Annotated in this window: 19 protein-coding genes; 15 read left to right on the top strand and 4 right to left on the bottom strand. The window is 70.4% G+C overall.

Going from position 1 to position 18,488, the window contains the following annotated elements; genetic code table 11:
• Nucleotides 1-93: 93 nt before the first annotated feature.
• Nucleotides 94-750, bottom strand: coding sequence for a 2-phospho-L-lactate guanylyltransferase (cofC, locus tag AC5Y7V_RS10340; protein ID WP_499879942.1), 657 nt, complete (start codon nt 748-750; stop codon nt 94-96).
• An 84-nt stretch (nt 751-834) separates the two neighbouring features.
• Here cofC and AC5Y7V_RS10335 point away from each other — a divergent pair, with 84 nt between their 5' ends.
• Nucleotides 835-1,866 (top strand): NAD(P)H-dependent glycerol-3-phosphate dehydrogenase, encoded by a 1,032-nt coding sequence (locus tag AC5Y7V_RS10335; protein ID WP_499879941.1) that lies wholly within the window; start codon nt 835-837, stop codon nt 1,864-1,866.
• A 79-nt stretch (nt 1,867-1,945) separates the two neighbouring features.
• A complete protein-coding gene (locus tag AC5Y7V_RS10330; RefSeq protein WP_499879940.1) occupies nt 1,946-3,055 on the top strand; it encodes a D-alanine--D-alanine ligase family protein in 1,110 nt (369 codons plus the stop codon).
• Here AC5Y7V_RS10330 and AC5Y7V_RS10325 read toward each other — a convergent pair whose 3' ends face one another.
• The gene (locus AC5Y7V_RS10325) at nt 3,056-3,574 is read right to left on the bottom strand and encodes a DUF3515 domain-containing protein (RefSeq protein WP_499880171.1); all 519 of its coding nucleotides are present in this window, start codon (nt 3,572-3,574) and stop codon (nt 3,056-3,058) included.
• Between the two features lie 151 nt (nt 3,575-3,725).
• On the opposite strand from AC5Y7V_RS10325, the gene AC5Y7V_RS10320 reads away from it, so the two are divergent.
• The 4 genes from AC5Y7V_RS10320 to AC5Y7V_RS10305 all read left to right on the top strand — a co-directional run bounded on the left by AC5Y7V_RS10320 (nt 3,726) and on the right by AC5Y7V_RS10305 (nt 6,667).
• Entirely contained in the window at nt 3,726-4,694 is a 969-nt protein-coding gene (locus AC5Y7V_RS10320; RefSeq protein ID WP_499879939.1) for a thiamine-phosphate kinase, read from the top strand.
• Between the two features lie 64 nt (nt 4,695-4,758).
• Entirely contained in the window at nt 4,759-5,049 is a 291-nt protein-coding gene (locus AC5Y7V_RS10315; protein WP_499879938.1) for a DUF1330 domain-containing protein, read from the top strand.
• The gene (locus tag AC5Y7V_RS10310; protein ID WP_499879937.1) at nt 5,046-5,729 is read left to right on the top strand and encodes a uracil-DNA glycosylase; all 684 of its coding nucleotides are present in this window, start codon (nt 5,046-5,048) and stop codon (nt 5,727-5,729) included. Before AC5Y7V_RS10315 ends, AC5Y7V_RS10310 begins: the two co-directional genes overlap by 4 nt.
• A 5-nt stretch (nt 5,730-5,734) precedes the next feature.
• A complete protein-coding gene (locus tag AC5Y7V_RS10305) occupies nt 5,735-6,667 on the top strand; it encodes an NADP-dependent oxidoreductase (protein WP_499880170.1) in 933 nt (310 codons plus the stop codon).
• Here the strand turns inward: AC5Y7V_RS10305 and rpmB are convergent.
• Nucleotides 6,664-6,858: a 50S ribosomal protein L28 gene (gene rpmB / locus AC5Y7V_RS10300; RefSeq protein ID WP_066930307.1), complete on the bottom strand. Its 195-nt coding sequence runs from the start codon at nt 6,856-6,858 to the stop codon at nt 6,664-6,666. The genes AC5Y7V_RS10305 and rpmB overlap by 4 nt on opposite strands.
• 247 nt (nt 6,859-7,105) lie before the next feature.
• Here rpmB and AC5Y7V_RS10295 point away from each other — a divergent pair, with 247 nt between their 5' ends.
• The 3 genes from AC5Y7V_RS10295 to AC5Y7V_RS10285 are packed head-to-tail and all read left to right on the top strand — an operon-like array spanning nt 7,106 to nt 11,708.
• A complete protein-coding gene (locus AC5Y7V_RS10295) occupies nt 7,106-8,776 on the top strand; it encodes a DAK2 domain-containing protein (protein WP_499879936.1) in 1,671 nt (556 codons plus the stop codon).
• 2 nt (nt 8,777-8,778) lie between these two features.
• Nucleotides 8,779-11,001 (top strand): ATP-dependent DNA helicase RecG, encoded by a 2,223-nt coding sequence (recG, locus tag AC5Y7V_RS10290; protein WP_499879935.1) that lies wholly within the window; start codon nt 8,779-8,781, stop codon nt 10,999-11,001.
• Nucleotides 10,998-11,708 (top strand): HNH endonuclease family protein, encoded by a 711-nt coding sequence (locus tag AC5Y7V_RS10285; protein WP_499879934.1) that lies wholly within the window; start codon nt 10,998-11,000, stop codon nt 11,706-11,708. The genes recG and AC5Y7V_RS10285 overlap by 4 nt, the downstream gene beginning before the upstream one ends.
• A gap of 9 nt (nt 11,709-11,717) precedes the next feature.
• On the opposite strand, the gene AC5Y7V_RS10280 is transcribed toward AC5Y7V_RS10285, so the two are convergent.
• A complete protein-coding gene (locus AC5Y7V_RS10280) occupies nt 11,718-12,563 on the bottom strand; it encodes an aldo/keto reductase (RefSeq protein WP_499880169.1) in 846 nt (281 codons plus the stop codon).
• Between the two features lie 255 nt (nt 12,564-12,818).
• On the opposite strand from AC5Y7V_RS10280, the gene AC5Y7V_RS10275 reads away from it, so the two are divergent.
• The 6 genes from AC5Y7V_RS10275 (at nt 12,819) to AC5Y7V_RS10250 (ending at nt 18,280) form a co-directional block, all read left to right on the top strand.
• The gene (locus AC5Y7V_RS10275; protein ID WP_499879933.1) at nt 12,819-13,931 is read left to right on the top strand and encodes an alpha/beta hydrolase; all 1,113 of its coding nucleotides are present in this window, start codon (nt 12,819-12,821) and stop codon (nt 13,929-13,931) included.
• Between the two features lie 74 nt (nt 13,932-14,005).
• Nucleotides 14,006-14,764: a DsbA family protein gene (locus AC5Y7V_RS10270; RefSeq protein ID WP_499879932.1), complete on the top strand. Its 759-nt coding sequence runs from the start codon at nt 14,006-14,008 to the stop codon at nt 14,762-14,764.
• Between the two features lie 11 nt (nt 14,765-14,775).
• Nucleotides 14,776-15,405, top strand: coding sequence for a vitamin K epoxide reductase family protein (locus AC5Y7V_RS10265; protein ID WP_499880168.1), 630 nt, complete (start codon nt 14,776-14,778; stop codon nt 15,403-15,405).
• A 10-nt stretch (nt 15,406-15,415) separates the two neighbouring features.
• Nucleotides 15,416-15,970 carry a 16S rRNA (guanine(966)-N(2))-methyltransferase RsmD gene (gene rsmD, locus AC5Y7V_RS10260; protein WP_499879931.1) on the top strand — a complete coding sequence of 185 codons (555 nt, stop codon included), beginning with the start codon at nt 15,416-15,418 and terminating at the stop codon, nt 15,968-15,970.
• 24 nt (nt 15,971-15,994) lie between these two features.
• Nucleotides 15,995-16,477 carry a pantetheine-phosphate adenylyltransferase gene (gene coaD, locus AC5Y7V_RS10255; RefSeq protein ID WP_499879930.1) on the top strand — a complete coding sequence of 161 codons (483 nt, stop codon included), beginning with the start codon at nt 15,995-15,997 and terminating at the stop codon, nt 16,475-16,477.
• A 123-nt stretch (nt 16,478-16,600) separates the two neighbouring features.
• Nucleotides 16,601-18,280: a PfaD family polyunsaturated fatty acid/polyketide biosynthesis protein gene (locus AC5Y7V_RS10250; RefSeq protein ID WP_499879929.1), complete on the top strand. Its 1,680-nt coding sequence runs from the start codon at nt 16,601-16,603 to the stop codon at nt 18,278-18,280.
• Nucleotides 18,281-18,488: the final 208 nt, after the last annotated feature.

Here is an 18,488-nt window from a genome sequence, read left to right as displayed (position 1 = left end):
CTAGCGCCCGGCGGACATCCATTCGCAGTTGGCGCGCCGTTCATCGCCCGTACAAGTTTGCTGTTGCGGGGTTTCGTTAGAGCTGCGCTCGTGCTATTTGATGGCCCGGGCGGTCGCGGCCCCGACCCCGAGGCGACGCGCGGCCGCCAGGTCGGCGGGGGTGTCGACATCGCATCGCAGGCCGGGCCAGGCGCCGGTGAGCTCGATCGCGCCCGAACGCCGGTGCCGCGCGCACGAATCCGGGCCGAACTGCGGATCCAGCGGGGCGCCGAACGCGCACAGCGCGGCGGTTCCCGTGGCCAGCCGGTCGGCGACGAAGCTGCGCCGGTGCTGGCGGGCGGCGGTAATCGCCTCGGCCAACTCCTGGGTCTGCAGCGCGGGCAAATCACCTTGCAGCACAACGATATTGGTGAACGCCCCGGCCACCGCTCGTTCGGCGGCGGTGATCGCGCTGTTCAGCGGGTCGCGGTCGCCATCGGGTGTGGGGTCGGCCAGCACGCCGGCCCCGAGCTCGGCCGCCGCGGCCGCCGCGGCTTCGTCGGGCGTGACGACGGTGATCGATCCCAGCGCATCGACACCCGACGCGGCGGTCAGGGTGTCGACCAACATGGCCAGCACCACCTTCTCCCGCGTGCGCGCCGAGAAGACCGGGGCCAGGCGGGTCTTGGCGGCGGCGAGCCGCTTGACGGCGATGATCAACGCGACGTCACCCGCGCCGTCGTCCGCCCCCTCGGCCCGTGTGCCGCTCATCCCGCCATCCTGCCAGCGGGATCGATGCGGCTAGGCGTCGCGGTAGCGTGACGGAACACCGTCGCGTCACAGATAGGGGATCAAATGGCCAGCACGGTTGCCGGTTCGGATGGCGCCGTCGCGGTGATGGGTGCCGGCGCCTGGGGGACGGCGCTGGCCAAGGTGCTGGCTGAGGCGGGGGGGCCGGAAGCACAAGTCGCGCTGTGGGCGCGGCGCTCCGACGTCGCCGACGAGATCAACTCCACTCGGTACAACCCCGCCTATCTGCCCGGCACGCTGTTGCCGCCGGGCATCCGCGCCACCGCCGACGCCAGCGAGGCGCTGGCCGGCGCGACGACGGTGCTGCTGGGGGTGCCGGCGCAGACGATGCGCGGCAACCTCGAGCGCTGGGCGCCGATGGTGGCCGACGGCGCGACCCTGGTCAGCCTCGCCAAGGGCATCGAACTGGGCTCGCTCATGCGGATGAGCCAGGTGATCGTCTCGGTGACCGGCGTGGACCCGACTCAGGTCGCGGTCATCTCGGGGCCCAACCTGGCCAGCGAGATCGCGCAGTGCCAGCCCGCCGCCACGGTCGTCGCGTGCAGCGACTCCGGCCGCGCCGTCGCCGTGCAGCGCATGCTGAACAGCGGCTACTTCCGTCCTTATACCAATAGCGACGTGGTGGGCACCGAGGTCGGCGGGGCCTGCAAGAACGTCATCGCGCTCGCCTGCGGAATGGCGGCCGGCGTCGGGCTCGGCGAAAACACGGCCGCGGCGATCATCACGCGGGGCCTGGCGGAGATCATGCGGTTGGGCATAGCCCTCGGCGCCAAGGGGGCGACGCTGGCCGGGCTGGCCGGCGTCGGGGACCTGGTGGCCACCTGCACCTCGCCGCATTCGCGCAACCGGTCGTTCGGCGAATGCCTGGGCCGCGGCGGGACCATGGAGTCGGCCACGCAGGCGGGGGAGGGGCACGTGGTCGAGGGCGTGACGTCGTGCGAGGCCGTGCTCGCGCTGGCGGCCAGCTACGACGTCGAGATGCCCCTGACCGAGGCCGTGCACCGGGTCTGCCACAAGGGGCTGTCGGTGGACGAGGCGATGGCGTTGCTGCTGGGCCGCAGCACCAAGCCCGAATGAGGCGCTCCGGCTAGCGAAAGCCCAGCTGGCGGTCCGGTGCCCGACCCCGGGGCCCCGCACCCGGTAGCCTCTCCAGGTTGTGAATGCCAGCCAGCGCGTGCGCGTCGCCGTCGTCTTCGGCGGGCGCAGCAACGAGCACGCGATCTCGTGCGTGTCGGCGGGCAGCATTCTGCGCAACCTCGACCCGCAGCGTTTCGAGGTGATCCCGATCGGCATCACCCCGCAGGGTTCGTGGGTGCTCACCGACGGCGACCCGGATGCGCTGGCGATCACCGATCGGCAGTTGCCCGAGGTGACCGCCGAATCGGGCACCGAGCTGGCCCTGCCGGCGGATCCGCGGCGCGGCGGTGAGCTGGTCTCGCTGTCGCCCGGGGCCGGTGAGGTGTTGACGTCGGTCGACGTGGTGTTTCCGGTTTTGCACGGCCCCTACGGCGAGGACGGCACGATCCAGGGTCTGCTGGAGCTCGCCGGGGTGCCCTACGTCGGCGCCGGGGTGCTGGCCAGTGCCGCGGGCATGGACAAGGAGTTCATGAAGAAGCTCCTTGCCGCCGAGGGGCTTCCGATCGGTCCGCACGCGGTGCTGCGCGCGCCGCTGGCGGCGCTGAGCCTCGACGAGCGCGAGCGCCTGGGCCTGCCGGTGTTCGTGAAGCCGGCGCGCGGCGGCTCCTCGATCGGCGTCGGCCGGGCCGCGAGTTGGGACGAGCTGGCCGCCGCGGTCGCGAACGCCCGTCGGCACGATCCGAAGGTGATCGTCGAGGCGGCGATCAACGGTCGCGAGCTGGAGTGCGGCGTCCTCGAAATGCCCAACGGCACAGTGCAAGCCAGCACCGTGGGCGAGATCCGGGTGGCCGGGGTGCGGGGCCGCGAGGACTCGTTCTACGACTTCGCGACGAAATACCTCGAGGACGCAGCCGAATTGGACGTGCCCGCGAAGGTCGAGGACGACATCGCCGACGCGGTGCGCGAATTGGCGATCCGGGCGTTCAAGGCGATCGACTGCCAGGGTTTGGCCCGGGTCGACTTTTTCCTCACCGAGAACGGGCCAATCATCAACGAAATCAACACGATGCCGGGCTTCACGACCACCTCGATGTACCCGAGGATGTGGGCGGCCAGCGGGGTCGACTATCCCACCCTGCTCGCCATCATGGTGGAGACGGCGCTGGCGCGGGGCGTCGGTCTTCGCTGACTACGAGCGCGCGGGTGCCGGGTCGATCGGCGCGGCCGGGATGCTGTGGTCGATCGCGTCGGAGAGCTGCTGGATGGGCGTGGGTCCCGATCCCGCGGGCAGCGTGAGCGCCACGTACACCGGCCGGTCGACGGTGTACCACGTGGCCCTGCCGGCCTCGCCCGCGGATTGCTGGCCGGCGGCCACCTCGAACCACTGCACGCGGTCGACGATCTGGATCGGGGACCCCACCACGAACTCGGCGGGGCGGTCGAGCCCGCAGCGCAACACCACCGGCTGGCTGTCCGGCGAGGTCCGCCACGCCGCCGCGCCGTCGGGCGCCGGCTGCGCCAGCTGCGCGCGCTGGTAATCGCCGAGCCGTTGCGGCAGCGCGTCGGCCAGCGCCCGGCAGGCGGCGCTGGTCGCCTGCGGCGCCGGGAAGGCCGCGACGGTAACCGGCTGCGGCGGCGCCTGGCGGGTCGCCGCGATGGCCAGGATCACCCCGATCGCCGCGACGGCCAGCGCGATCGCCGCGATCATCACGGCGCGCGGTGGTCCGGTGTCGGTTGTGGGGCCGCTTGCGGGTTCGGCGTTCACCGCCCGCGCACCTCCTTCTCTTACACTGGCGCGATCGGGCAGAGACCCAACTTACCGGAGGTCGGGGCGACCGCAGAGGGCCGGAGGAGGTGGCGTGCGCGACGACACATCGGGGGAGTCCCCCACGCTGGCGCGGCTCGGCGAGTTCGCCGTCATCGATCGGGCGGTGCGCGGCCGTCGGCAACCCGACGCGGTACTGGTCGGGCCCGGCGACGACGCGGCGCTGGTGTCGGCGGGCGACGGCCGCACCCTGGTCTCGACCGATGTGCTGGTGCAGGACCGGCACTTTCGGCTGGACTGGTCGACGCCCCACGACGTCGGCCGCAAGGCGATCGCGCAGAACGCCGCCGACATCGAGGCGATGGGCGGGCGGCCCACGGCCTTCGTCGTCGGGTTCGCGGCGCCCGGCGATACCCCGGCCGCGCAGGTGGACGCGCTGGTCGACGGGATGTGGGACGAGGCGGCCCGGCTCGGCGCCGGCATCGCCGGCGGCGACCTGGTCAGCTGCCCGCAATGGGTGCTGTCCGTGACGGTGCTGGGTGACCTCGAGGGCCGCGCCCCCGTGCTGCGGTCCGGGGCGAAGGCCGGCTCGGTGATCGCCGTCGCCGGCGAGCTGGGCCGCTCCGCCGCCGGATATGCCCTGTGGCAGAACGGGATCGAGGGTTTCGACGAGCTGCGGCGCCGCCATCTGGTGCCGGAACCGCCCTATGGCCAGGGCGCCGTCGCCGGGGCCGCCGGCGCGCAGGCGATGATCGATGTGTCCGACGGCCTGATCGCCGACGTGCGGCATGTCGCCGACGCGTCCGGGGTCGGCATCGACTTGTCCACCGCGGCGCTGAGCGCGGACCAAGCCGCGCTGGCCGCGGCCGGTCACGTCGTCGGCGCCGACCCGTTGGCGTGGGTGCTCTCCGGCGGTGAGGACCACGCCCTGGCGGCCTGTTTCGCCGGCACGGCGCCGGCCGGCTGGCGCGTGATCGGCCGCGTGCTCGAGGGGCCGGCCCGCGTGCTCGTCGACGGCGCGGAGTGGAGCGGCTACGCGGGCTGGCAGTCTTTCGCCCGGTGACGATGCGGGCCGCGTCGCGGCCCGAGGAGGAGGCGGGCATCGGAGTGGGCGCTAGTGTGACGCGGTGACCGTCTACGCGATCGCCCAACTGAGGTTCACCGACCGGGCAGCCTACGACCGGTACCAGGCGGGGTTCATGGAGGTCTTCCGTCGCCACCAAGGAACGCTGCTCGCCGCCGACGAGTCGCCCGAGGTCGTCGAGGGCGACTGGGACCGCGAGAAGCTGGTGCTGATGTCATTTCCCGACCAGGCCGCGTTCCGCGGTTGGGCGCAATCACCGGAATATCAGGAGATCTCGAAGGACCGGCGGGCGGGGGCCGACACGGTGGTGCTGCTCGTCAAGGGGCTGCAATGACCGCGCGCCCGCTGAGCGAGCTCGTCGAACCGGGCTGGGCCACCGCGCTCAAACCCGTCACCGAGCAGGTCGCCCAGCTGGGGCAGTTCCTGCGGGCCGAGATCGCCGCGGGTCGCCGGTACCTGCCGGCCGGGCCAAACGTGTTGCGCGCCTTCACCTATCCGTTCGACGATGTCAAGGTGCTGATCGTCGGGCAGGACCCCTACCCGACGCCCGGGCACGCCGTAGGCCTGAGCTTCTCGGTGGCGCCCGACGTGCGTCCGCTGCCCCGCAGCCTGGCCAACATCTTCGACGAGTACGCCGCCGACCTGGGCCACCCGCAGCCGGTGTGCGGCGACCTGACGCCCTGGGCGCAGCGGGGCGTGATGCTGCTGAACAGGGTGCTCACCGTGCGGCCCAACAATCCGGCGTCGCACCGGGGCAAGGGCTGGGAGGCGGTGACCGAGTGCGCGATTCGCGCGCTGGCCGAGCGGTCCCTGCCGCTGGTGGCCATCCTGTGGGGCCGCGACGCGTCGACGCTGAAACCCATGCTGGCCGAAGGCAATTGCGTGGCGATCGAGTCGCCGCACCCGTCGCCGCTGTCGGCGTCTCGCGGCTTTTTCGGCTCGCGCCCGTTCAGCCGCGCCAACGAGCTGCTGGTGGGGATGGGCGCCGACCCGATCGATTGGCGGCTGCCGTGACCGAGATGACCGCCCTGCGCGCACATCGGCGGGGCGGCCCCGAGGTGTTGGTCGTCGAGGGCGCGCCGATTCCGGTGCCCGCGGCGGGGGAAGTGCTGATCGCGGTGCACGCCGCGGCCATCACCTTCGACGAGCTGACGTGGGAGGAGACCTGGACGCGTGGCGGCGCCGACCGGACCCCGGTGATCCCGTCGCACGAGGTGTCTGGCGTGATCTCCGAAATCGGTTCGGGCGTAGCCGATTTCACCGTCGGCGACGAGGTGTACGGGCTGACCCAATTCGACCGCGACGGCGCTGCGGCCGAATATGTCACGGTGCCGGCGGCCGACCTGGCCGCCAAGCCGTCCACGGCGTCGCACGTCGCCGCCGCCGCGCTGCCGCTCGCCGGGCTCACCGCGCTGCAGGCGCTGGTCGACCATGCCGCGGTCCGGCCGGGGGAGGACGTCCTGGTGCACGGCGGGGCGGGCGGGGTCGGCGCGCTGACGGTTCAGCTCGCCGCCATCCTCGGCGCGCGGGTCACCGCCACCGTCCGCAGCGACACAAGCGAGCTCGTCATAGGTTTCGGTGCGCAACGGGTCATCGACGTGCGCACCGAGGCGTTCGACGGCGACGGTCCCGCGTACGACGTCGTCATCGACACCGTCGGCGGCGAGACGCTGGACCGGTCGTATGGCGTGCTGCGCCGCGGGGGACGGCTGATCACCCTCTCGGCACCCCCGCCGGAGGGGAAGGCCGACGACTACGGCGTGAGCGCCACCTTCTTCATCGTGACGCCCGATCGCGCGCAGCTCGCCGAGCTAGCCGCGCACGTCGACGAGGGGCGATTGCGCGTTCAGATCGCGCGGACGTTTCCGCTCGAGCGCGGGCGGGATGCGTTCGAAAGCGGTCGGCAACCGGGCCGGAAGCCGGGCAAGACCGTCCTCGTCGTGCGGGATTAGCCGCGAACGACTTTGCCGGCCTTGATGCAGGACGTGCAGACATTCAGCCGCTTCTTGTTGCCACCCGGACGGGTCACGACGTGCACGGTCTGAACGTTGGGGTCCCACCGGCGGCTGGTGCGGCGGTGGGAGTGCGACACCGACTTGCCGAAGCCGGGGCCTTTCCCGCAGATATCGCACACAGCGGCCATTGTTCAAACTCCTCAAATGTTCGGGGGTCCGGCTCGGCGGTCTAGCAAGGCCGGGACAGCCCGGAATGACTCGGGCCTGCCCAGGATACCGACTGACATGGGCAACTACCAAAACGATCAACACCCGCCCGGCGACGCGGACCCGGCATTGTCGCCCGCTCTGGCTAGGCTCGATGGGTCGGCGCACTCAGGCAGCGGGCGCGTTGTCGTGGCTGGCCGCTGGGAGGCTCCGAGGGAGGTGGGTCGCTTGGGCACGTCAGAGGCGCTACTGGACGCCGCGACCCTGCGGGACTGGGCCCACACCGCCGTCAGCGACCTGATCACCCATATCGACGAGATCAACCGGCTCAACGTCTTCCCGGTCGCCGATTCCGACACCGGCGCGAACATGCTGTTCACCATGCGTTCCGCGCTGGCGGAGGCCAACTCCGGGGCCGGCGGCGATGGATGCGTGGCCCGGGTGGCCGCGGCCCTGTCGACCGGCGCGCTGAACGGCGCCCGCGGCAATTCCGGGGTGATATTGTCGCAAATCCTGCGCGGCATCGCTGATGTCACCGCGACCGCGGCGGCTGAGTCCGGCGGCGAGCTGCCCCACCTGGACGCCCCCGTCCTCGGCGCCGCATTGCGGCGCGGCGTGGAACTGGTCATCGCGTCAATGGGCGGCGCCGAAGTCCCGGGGACCATCGTCTCGGTGTTGCGGGCGGCCGCCGAGGCCGTCGAGGAGTGCGCCGCCGAAGGGCTGCCCGCCGCGATCACCGCGGCCGGCGACGCGGCGGTGATCGCGTTGGAAAAGACCCCCGAGCAGCTCGACGTCCTCGCCCACGCCGGCGCCGTCGACGCCGGCGGGCGCGGCCTGCTCGTCCTGCTGGACGCGCTGCGCTGCGCCGTCACGGGCCTGGCGCCCCGCCGGGCGGTGTACGCGCCGTCGCCGCGCGCGCACTGGCCCGAAGCCGCCGCCGAACAGCCGGCGCCGCAGTTCGAGGTGATGTACCGGCTGGACGGCTGCGATTCCGCGGCCGCGGACGAACTGCGAAATCGGCTCGAGGGCCTGGGGGAATCCGTGGCCATCGCCGCGGCGGCCGCGCAGGAGGCCACCACGCTGGACAGCTACTCGGTGCACGTACACACCGACGACGCCGGGGCCGCCGTCGAGGCCGGACTGGCGGCCGGGCGCCTCAGCCGCATCGTCATCTCGGCGCTGACCTCCGGCGCCACCGGGATGCCCGCCGGCGGCTGGACGCGCGAACGCGCGGTGCTGGCCGTCGTGGACGGCGACGGCGCGGCCGAGCTGTTCTCCGGCGAGGGCGCCTGCGTGCTGCGGCCCGATCCGGACATCGGCGACGTCAGCGCCCACCAGCTGGTGCGGGCGGTGGTCGACACCGGCGCCGCCCAGGTGATGGTGCTGCCCAACGGTTATGTGGCCGCCGAGGAGCTGGTGGCCGGCTGCACGGCGGCCATCGGCTGGGGGATCGACGTGGTGCCGATACCGGCGGGATCGATGGTGCAGGGGCTGGCCGCGCTGGCCGTGCACGAGACGGACCGGCAGGCGGTCGACGACGGCTTCACGATGGCGCGCGCGGCCGGTGCGGCCCGGCACGGGTCGGTGCGCGTGGCCACCGAGAGCGCGTTGACGTGGGCCGGCCGCTGCCAGCCGGGCGACGGCCTGGGCATCGCGGGCGACGAGGTGCTCATCGTGGCCGCCGACGTGGCCGCGGCGGCGATCGGCCTGCTCGACCTGCTGCTGGCATCCGGCGGCGACCTGGTGACCGTGCTGATCGGCGCCGGCATGGCGGAGGCCGACGGCGTCGCGGTCGGCGAGGTGCTGCAGGACCACGTGCACGACCACCACCCGGGGACCGAGCTGATGACCTACCGCACCGGTCACCGCGGCGACGCCCTGCTGATCGGGGTCGAGTAGCCGTGGCGTCGCTGTCCGACCGGCTGACCTACGTGGTGGGAGGCAAGGCGGTCAAGCTGCTCGACGAAATATTCGGCATCCGGACCGTGGACGACTTGCTGCGCCATTACCCGCGCGGCTACTCCGAAGGCGCGAGCCTTTGGGGCTTCGGCGACGAGCGGCCCGAAGAGGGCGAGCACATCACCATCGTCGACGTCATCACGGATGCCTTCACGAAGTCGATGAACAAGGACCCGAAGAAGAAATACTGCCGCATCACCGTTGGCAGCGGACGCAACAAGGTGACGGCGACGTTTTTCAACGCGGCCTGGATCAGCAAGGAGCTGACCAAACAAACCAAGGTGATGTTGTCCGGCGAAGTCGGTTACTACAAGGGCGCTATGCAGTTCACGCACCCGGCCTTTCTCATTCTCGATTCACCGGATGGCAAGGCCCACGGCACCAAGTCGCTGGCCAAAATCGCGGGCGCGTCGCGAGCCTCCACCGCCGAAGAGGTCGTGGATGCGTATGAACGCCGCTTCTTCGCGATCTATCCCGCCAGCGCGAAATTGCAGAGCTGGGACATCTTCGCGACCGTCCGCCAGGTGCTCGACGTCCTCGACCCGGTGCCCGATCCGCTGCCGGAAGACCTGCGCGCCCAACTCGGCCTGATGCCCGAGGACCAGGCGCTGCGCGCGATCCATCTCTCGGAAGACGAGCGCGAACGCCAAAGGGCGCGTGAGCGATTGACCTTCGACGAGGCCGTCGGCCTGCAGTGGGCGCTGGTCGCCCGGCGACACGGTGAGTTGTCCGAGTCTGGGCCGCAGGCGCCACCGCGACCCGACGGCCTCGCGGCGGAGTTGTTGCGGCGGTTGCCCTTCGAGCTGACGGCGGGCCAGCGCGAGGTGCTCGACGTGCTGTCCGACGGCCTGGCCGAGAACCGCCCGATGAACCGGCTGCTGCAGGGCGAGGTCGGCTCCGGCAAGACGATCGTCTCGGTGCTGGCGATGCTGCAGATGGTGGACGCGGGCTACCAGTGCGCGCTGCTGGCGCCCACGGAAGTCCTTGCCGCACAACATCTCCGGTCGATCCGAGACGTCCTCGGCGAGTTGGCGATGGCGGGCCAGCTGGGCGGGGCGGACAACGCGACGCGGGTGGCGCTGCTCACCGGCTCGATGACGGCCGCGCAGAAGAAGCAGGTCCGCGACGAGGTCGTCGGCGGTCACGCCGGCATCGTCATCGGCACCCACGCGCTGCTGCAGGACGCGGTGAACTTTCACAACCTGGGCATGGTGGTGGTCGACGAACAGCACCGGTTCGGCGTCGAGCAGCGAGATCAACTGCGCGCCAAGGCTCCCGAGGGCATCACGCCGCACCTTCTGGTGATGACCGCGACGCCGATACCGCGGACCGTCGCGCTCACGGTGTACGGCGACTTGGAGACCTCGACGCTGCGCGAACTTCCGCGCGGACGCCAGCCGATCAGCACCAACGTCATCTTCGTCGACGACAAGCCCACGTGGCTCGAGCGTGCCTGGCACCGCATCATCGAGGAGGTCTCCGCGGGCCGCCAGGTCTATGTGGTGGCGCCCCGAATCGACGAGGCCGACGACCCCGAAAAGGAAAAAGAGGAGGGCCGCCGTCCTTCGTCGACCGCGGTGGGGATGTTCGAGCGATTGCGCTCCCGGGAGCTGGCCGACCTGCGGCTGGCCCTGATGCACGGGCGGCTGTCGGCCGACGAGAAGGACGCCGCGATGGCCGCCTTCCGCGCCGGTGACGTCGATGTGCTGGTGTGCACCACCGTCATTGAGGTCGGAGTCGACGTCCCCAACGCCACGATCATGCTGGTGATGGACGCCGACCGGTTCGGCATCAGCCAGCTGCATCAGCTGCGCGGGCGCATCGGCCGGGGCGAACATCCGAGCCTGTGCCTGCTGGCCAGCTGGGTCCCCCCGGACTCGCAGGCCGGGCGGCGGCTGCGCGCCGTGGCCGAGACCATGGACGGCTTCGCCCTCGCCGACCTGGACCTCAAGGAGCGCCGCGAGGGAGACGTGCTGGGCCGCAACCAATCCGGCAGGGCCGTCACGTTGCGGTTGCTGTCGCTGGCCGACCACGGGACGTACATCGAGGTCGCCCGCGACTTCTGCGTGCGGACCTACGAGCGCGATCCCGACAACCCCGAATTGCGTTTGCTGGCAGCGCGTTTCACGGACACCGACCGGATCGAATACCTGGACAAGGCTTGAACAAGAAGCTGCTGCTGTGGTTGTCGGCGGCCGCGGTGCTCGCGGTGCTGGTCGCCTACCAGACGCTGGGATCGGTTTCGTCCAAGCACGCCGAAGTCGCCGCCCGCGCCGACGTGCCCACGGTGCAACCCGGCGCCGACGTGCTCGCGGGCGTCGGGGTGCTGCCGGAGCGGGTCCACCGCTACGACTACCGCCGCCCGGCGTTCGGCGACGCGTGGGACGACGACAACGACGCCCCGCTGGGGCACAACGGGTGCGACACCCGCGACGACATCCTCGACCGTGATCTCGTCGACAAGACCTACGTTTCGGTCAAGCGGTGCCCCAACGCGGTGGCGACCGGAATCCTGCACGACCCGTACACCAACACCACGGTGATGTTTCAGCGTGGCGCCAAGGTCGGCGAGGCGGTGCAGATCGACCACATCGTCCCGCTGGCCTACGCCTGGGACATGGGGGCCTGGGCCTGGCCGATGCCCGAGCGGCTGCGTTTCGCCAACGATCCGGCCAACCTGCTGGCCGTCGAGGGGCAGGCCAATCAGGACAAGGGCGATTCGCCGCCGGCCCAGTGGATGCCGCCGAACGCCGCGTTCGCGTGCCAGTACGCGATGCAATTCATCGCCGTGCTGCGTGGTTACCAGTTGCCGGTCGACCAGCCGTCGACGACAGTGCTGCGCCAGGCCGCGGCCACCTGCCCGGCGGGATAGCCCAGCCGCTTAAGCGCCGTCGTAGGTGTCCGGGTCCGGGCGCAGCCGGGTGCCGTCGTTGAGGGCGTTGATCGTGTCCATGTGCTCGCCGGCCAATTCGAAATCGAAGATGTCCAAATTGCTGGCGATGCGCTCGGGGTTGCTCGAGCGGAAAACGACCGAATTGCCCAGTTGCACGTTCCACCGGAGCAGCACCTGGGCCGGCGTCTTGCCGTATTCGGCGGCCACCGAGGTCACCGTGGGGTTTTCGGTCAGCTTGCCCAGCGCGAGCGGCGTGTAGGACTGGGTGACGACGTTGTGCTGCGCGTTGGCCTTGCGCATGCCGTCCTGGTTGAGCAGCGGGTGCAGCTCGATCTGGTTGACCGCCGGCGTGACGAACGTCAGGTCGATCACCGTGGAGAGCTGGTCCTCGGTGAAGTTGGACACGCCGATCGAGCGGGCATTGCCGTCTCCGCGGGACTGGATCAAGCCGCCGAAGGCGTCGACGAACAGGCCCTGCGCCGGGGCGGGCCAATGGACCAGGTAGAGGTCGACGTAGTCCAGGCCGAGACGCTCCAGGCTGGCGATGCAGGCCTGCGGCGCCTTGGCGAAACCGTGGTCCGCGGTGGCCAGCTTGCTGGTGACGAACAGCTCCGCGCGCGGAATCCCGGACGCCGCGATCGCGCGGCCCACGGCGGCTTCGTTGCCGTAGGCGGCCGCGGTGTCGATGAGCCGGCAGCCGACTTCCAGCGCGGCCGACACGGCGCGCTCGGTGTCGTCCTCCGACAATTCGGCGACTCCGAGGCCGAGCGCCGGGATGGTGTTTTCGTCATTGAGTGCTATCGACGGTATGGCGGCGCCCGACTCGCGAGTCAACGTCATTCACCTACCTGTGAAATTGAAGGTTCGTGGATCCGGATCCGCCGCGGAAATCACTCGCAATCCGTGTGGGTTCACCGACTTGGGGATCACGATATTACCCAGCTGCGAACGCCAGGTGAGCGACGCCCGCGCGGGCATCCCCTGTGCCGCGCGTTGTCGACGCCCGTAAAGTTGGTCGCAAGGCACGCCGGGTACAGACGGGTACCGGACGACCGTTGTCCGGCGTGACTGGGGGAGCAGGAGAAAGTCATGACCAAGAGTCTCGCGGCGGACCTCGACCTCGGAGCCAAACGCGCATCGATGCGGTGGACGAGCCGCGTGCAGGGCGCCGTGTCCACCATCGGCGTCAAGGTCATTCCGTGGATTCCGACCCCCGCCAAGCGGGCGCTGTTCGGCGGGCGCTCGGTCATCATCGACGGCAACACGCTGGACCCGACGCTGCAGCTGATGCTGTCCGGCTTGCACGCCGTCGGCATCGACGGCCTGGTCTTCGACGACGACGCGGCCGCCTCCCGGGCCCAGCTGCGCGAGACGATGGCGGCCTTGCCTGGACCTCAGGTTCACGTCGAGGTGGACGAGATCTCGCTGCCCGGACCGGCGGGCGAGATCCGCGCTCGCCACTACCGCCCGGTCGACGGGGCGGACGCGCCGCTGCTGGTCTTCTACCACGGCGGGGGATGGGTGATCGGCGATCTGGACACCTACGACCCGCTGTGCCGCCTGACGTGCCGCGACGCCGGCATCCACGTGTTGTCGATCGACTATCGGCTGGCCCCCGAGCACCCGGCGCCCGCCGCGGTCGAGGACGCCTACACCGCCTTCCGGTGGGCGCACGAGCACGCCGCCGAACTCGGCGCGGCCCCCGGGCGCGTCGCGGTCGGTGGCGACAGCGCCGGCGGCAACCTGGCCGCCGTCGTCGCCCAGCTGGCGCGAAACGAGGGCGGCCCCGCCCCGGTGCTGCAGTGGCTGATCTACCCGCGGACCGACTTCACGGCGCAAACCCGGTCGATGAGCCTGTTCGCCCGCGGATTCGTGCTGACCCGGCGCGACATGGATTGGTTCCAGGCGCAGTACCTGCGGGGTTCCGGGGTCGATCCGACCGATCCGAGGCTGTCGCCGCTGCTCGCCGAATCGCTCTCGGACCTGGCGCCGGCGCTGATCGCGGTCGGCGGCTTCGACCCGCTGCGCGACGAGGGCGAGGCCTACGCCGCGGCGCTGCAGGCCGCCGGGACCGCGGTGGACCTGCGCTACCTGGGCTCGCTGACCCACGGCTTCGTGAACCTGTTCCAGCTCGGCGGCGACAGCGCCGTCGCGACCAGCGAACTGATTTCGGCGTTGCGCGCCCATCTGAGCCGCGCCTGAGTCACGGGGCCGCACGCCGGTACGCTAGAGGCGCCTCTCAAGCGTCATCACCGTCCCGAAGGATCAGCGAACCCGTGGCCGACAAACCCAAACGCCCCCCGCGCTACGACCTGAAGTCCGGCACCGGGAAGTCCGGGCGCCTCTACCAGATCGCCGGCACCGCGATTGTCGTACTCCTGCTGGTCGGCGTCGTCTACTGGGCCGTCAGCCACAAGAAGAAGCCGGGCGCCACCGGCGAGGGCGACACGGTGCGGGTGACGTCGAGCAAGCTGGTCACCCAGCCGGGGACCAGCAACCCCAAGGCCGTGGTGACGTTCTACGAGGACTTCCTCTGCCCGGCCTGCGGTAATTTCGAGCGCAACTTCGGGCCCACCGTTTCCAAGCTGATCGACGTCGGCGCCATCGCGGCCGATTACTCAATGGTGGCGATTCTCGACAGCCAGCGGAACCAGAATTATTCGTCGCGGGCGGGGGCGGCGGCCCTGTGCGTCGCCGACGAATCCATGGACGCGTTCCGCCGTTTCCATAGCGCGCTTTACAGCACCGACATCCAGCCCAACGAGCGCGGCACCAGCTTCCCCGACAACGCGCGGCTCATCGAGCTGGCCCGCGAAGCCGGCGTCGTCGGCAAGGTTCCCGACTGCATCAACAGCGGCAAGTACCTTCCCAAGGTCACCGGCGAGGCGGCCGCCGCCAAGATCAACGCCACGCCGACCATCAAGATCAACGGCGAGGACTACGAGCCGTCGACGCCCGACGCGCTGGTCGCCAAGATCAAGTCGATAGTCGGCGACGTGCCGGGCCTGGACACCGCCGTCGCTCCCGCGGCGTGACGACCACCCCGGTGTCCGCGCAACCCGCCGAGGACGGCGGTGAGGCGACGCCGGATTCGCCGGGCCGGGTGCCCGCGCCCAGCGCATGGTGGGTGCTCATCGCCGGGGTTATCGGCCTGGCGGCGTCGATGACGCTGACCGTGGAGAAGATCCAGCTGCTGCTCAACCCGGCGTACGTGCCGACGTGCAACATCAACCCGATCGTGTCGTGCGGGTCGGTGATGGTGACGCCGCAGGCGTCGGTGCTGGGATTCCCCAACCCGCTGCTGGGGTTGGTGGGCTTTTCCGTGGTGATCGTCACCGGTGTGCTGGCCGTCGCGAAAGTCCCTCTGCCGCAATGGTATTGGGTTGGTCTGACGGTTGGGGTGCTGCTCGGTTCGGCGTTCGTGCACTGGCTGATCTTCCAAAGCCTGTATCGCATCGGCGCGTTGTGCCCGTACTGCATGGTGGTCTGGGTGGTCACCATCGCGCTGCTGGTGGTGGCCGCGTCGATCGCGTTTCGTCCGGCGCTGCAACGGCGGCAGGGCGGTCCGGCGTGGGTGCTCTACCAGTGGCGGTGGTCGATCGCCGCGCTGTGGTTCACGGCGGTGTTTCTGCTGATCATGGCGCGGTTCTGGGACTACTGGTCGACGCTGTTGTGAACGCCTGCGCGTGACCCGGATCATCGGCGGCGTCGCCGGGGGACGGCGCATCGCCGTCCCGCCGCGCGGAACCCGGCCGACCACCGACCGGGTGCGCGAATCGCTCTTCAACATCGTCACCGCGCGCCGCGACCTGGCCGGGCTGGCGGTGCTCGACCTGTACGCCGGGTCGGGCGCGCTCGGGCTGGAGGCGCTGTCGCGCGGGGCGGCCTCCGCGCTGTTCGTGGAATCCGACCAGCGCACCGCGGGGGTCATCGCGCGCAACATCGAGGCACTGGGCCTGCCCGGCGCTACCCTGCGGCGGGGCGCCGTGGCGTCCGTCCTGGCGGCCGGGGCCGCGTCCCCGGTGGACCTGGTGCTGGCCGACCCGCCCTACGACGTCGACGCCGCGGAGGTGAACGCCGTGCTGGCGGCGCTGACCGCGCACGGCTGGGTGCGCGACGGAACCGTCGCCGCGGTGGAGCGTGCGGCCAGCGGCATGGCGTTGACGTGGCCCGCGGGCTGGTCCGTGTGGCCCGAGCGCGTTTACGGCGACACCCGCCTCGAGCTGGCCGAATTTGGGTGAACCGGCCGTGTACCGTCGTTCCACATGAGCGGCGCGGTATGCCCGGGCTCCTTCGACCCGGTGACATTGGGCCACATCGATGTCTTCGAACGCGCCGCGGCCCAATTCGACGAGGTGGTCGTCGCGATCCTGGTCAACCCCGCCAAGAAGGGCATGTTCGAGCTCGACGAGCGGATCGCCATGATCGACGAGTCGACGGCGCACCTGCCCAACCTGCGGGTGGAGGCCGGGCAGGGCCTGGTGGTCGACTTCGTCAGGGCGCGCGGCATGACCGCGATCGTGAAAGGCCTGCGCACCGGCACCGACTTCGAATACGAGCTGCAGATGGCGCAGATGAACAAGCACATCGCCGGTGTGGACACGTTTTTCGTCGCCACCACGCCGCGCTATTCGTTCGTGTCCTCGTCGCTGGCCAAAGAGGTCGCGATGCTCGGCGGAAACGTGACGGAGCTACTGCCCGAACCGGTGAATCGCCGCTTGCGCCAAAAGCTTTCGCAGCGGCCCTAGAGCGCGCCGGGTAGCGCGGCCGAAATCAGAACTCGGAAACTCGAAGTTTTGACGCCCATAACGGTGGTCCGTGAGAAACTCCATGCTGGATTTCCCCAGCACCCATATTGAAGGGAATTGGCAGTGGAGGAGCGACCTGCCGTCGTATTGGAGCCTCGCACCGAGCCCGGGGTGACCCCGGTGTTGGGTGGGTGGCGCCCGACCACCGCGTCGGCGGCGTTCGCGCCACCGGACATCGCCCGCATCCTTCAATACGTTCGCCACCCGGTGCACGTGGTCCGCGAGGACGCGACCGGGCAGCTGGGGCTGGCCATGGGCGGTGAGCTGGTGAGCGCCGGCGCGTCGGAGATATCGCTGGTCGCGACCTTGCCTCCGATCTACCCGGAGTGGCTCGGCGACCGCGAGTTCTGCGAGGCCCACGGGACCCGTTTCCCGTACGTCACCGGCGCGATGGCCAACGGCATCGCGACACCGGAGCTGGTGGTGGCGATGGCGCAGGCCGGCATGCTGGGCTTCTTCGGCGCGGGCGGCCTCGCGTACGCGGGCGTGGAGCGCGGCGTGGCCGACATCCGGGCGAGGCTGGCGGGCCGGCCCGGACTCGCCTGGGGCGCGAACCTCATTCACTCACCCACCGAGCCCGGCCTCGAGGCGCGGGTGACGGAGCTGTACATCGCGCAGGACGTCCGCGTCGTCGAGGCGTCGGCGTTCATGAAACTGACCCCCGCGGTGGTCCATTACGCGCTGTCGGGTCTGTCGACCGATCCGGCCGGGGCGATCGTCCGGAAAAACCATGTGATGGCGAAGATCTCGCGGCCCGAGGTCGCCCGCATGTTCATGGAACCCGCGCCGGCGGCGATGGTCTCGGCGCTCGAATCGGCCGGCAAGCTGACCGCGCGAGAAGCCGAACTTGCGCGGCACGTGCCGGTGGCGGAAGACATCACGGTCGAAGCCGACAGCGGCGGGCACACCGACAACCGCCCGCTGGCATCGCTGTTCTCCGAGATCGTCCTGCTGCGCGACGAGCTGGCGCAACGGCACGGCCTGAACGGCCGCGTGCGAGTGGGCGCCGGCGGCGGCATCAGCACGCCGCAGTCCGTTGCGGGCGCGTTCGCGATGGGGGCCGCGTACGTGGTGACCGGCTCGGTCAATCAGTCGTGCGTCGAGTCGGGGCTGTCGGCACGCGCGCGCGAAATGCTCGCCAAGGCTTCGGTGGCGGACGTGATGATGGCCCCCGCTTCCGACATGTTCGAGATGGGCGTGAACCTGCAGGTGCTCAAGCGCGGCTCGATGTTCGGCCCGCGGGCGAGGAAGCTCTACGGGTGGTACGCCGGCTACCCGGACCTGACGGCGGTGACGGGCGAACACGGCGCGGAGCTGGAAAAGATCCTCGGCAAGAGCGTCGACGACGTCTGGGCCGAAACGCAACAGTATTGGGAGCAGCGGGAGCAGGCGGTGCTCGAACTCGCGGCCCGAGACCCGAAGTACCGAATGGCGCTGGTGTTCCGCTGGTATCTGGGCAAATCAAGCCGGTGGGCGATCGACGGCGATCCCGAGCGCGTCCTGGACTACCAGATCTGGTGCGGCCCGTCCATGGGAGCCTTCAACAGCTGGGTGGCGGGCAGCTACCTGGAGGACTGCGCGCACCGCAACGTCGACCAGGTGGCGCTTAATCTGCTCGAGGGAGCCGCCCGAATCAGCCGCGCGCAGCAGGCCCGAACATGCGGGGTACCCGTCGGAGTAAGCGCATTCCGCTATATTCCGGAGCCATTATCGATTGCGCGCGACGGTGCGGTGTCCACCTGATCGTCCCGCCCGACTCGGCTCGAATTGCCGGCGCGGGAGAATTCGACGCGACGGAAATGGTGACCGCGCGGCAAATATTACTTACTGGTAGTTTTTGCCGCCCGCATGCGGCCAGGATGCCGACGAATACCACGGGGCCCGGTGCCTCCCGTCCGGGCGGGCGCCGCCTCGCCGCGAGGACAACCTGAAGTTATTGACATTCCGTCAA

It is taken from the genome of Mycobacterium sp. NGS34, from assembly GCF_059812845.1.
Note: the sequence above shows the minus strand (reverse complement) of the source record. Positions and strands in the feature narration are given on the sequence as shown.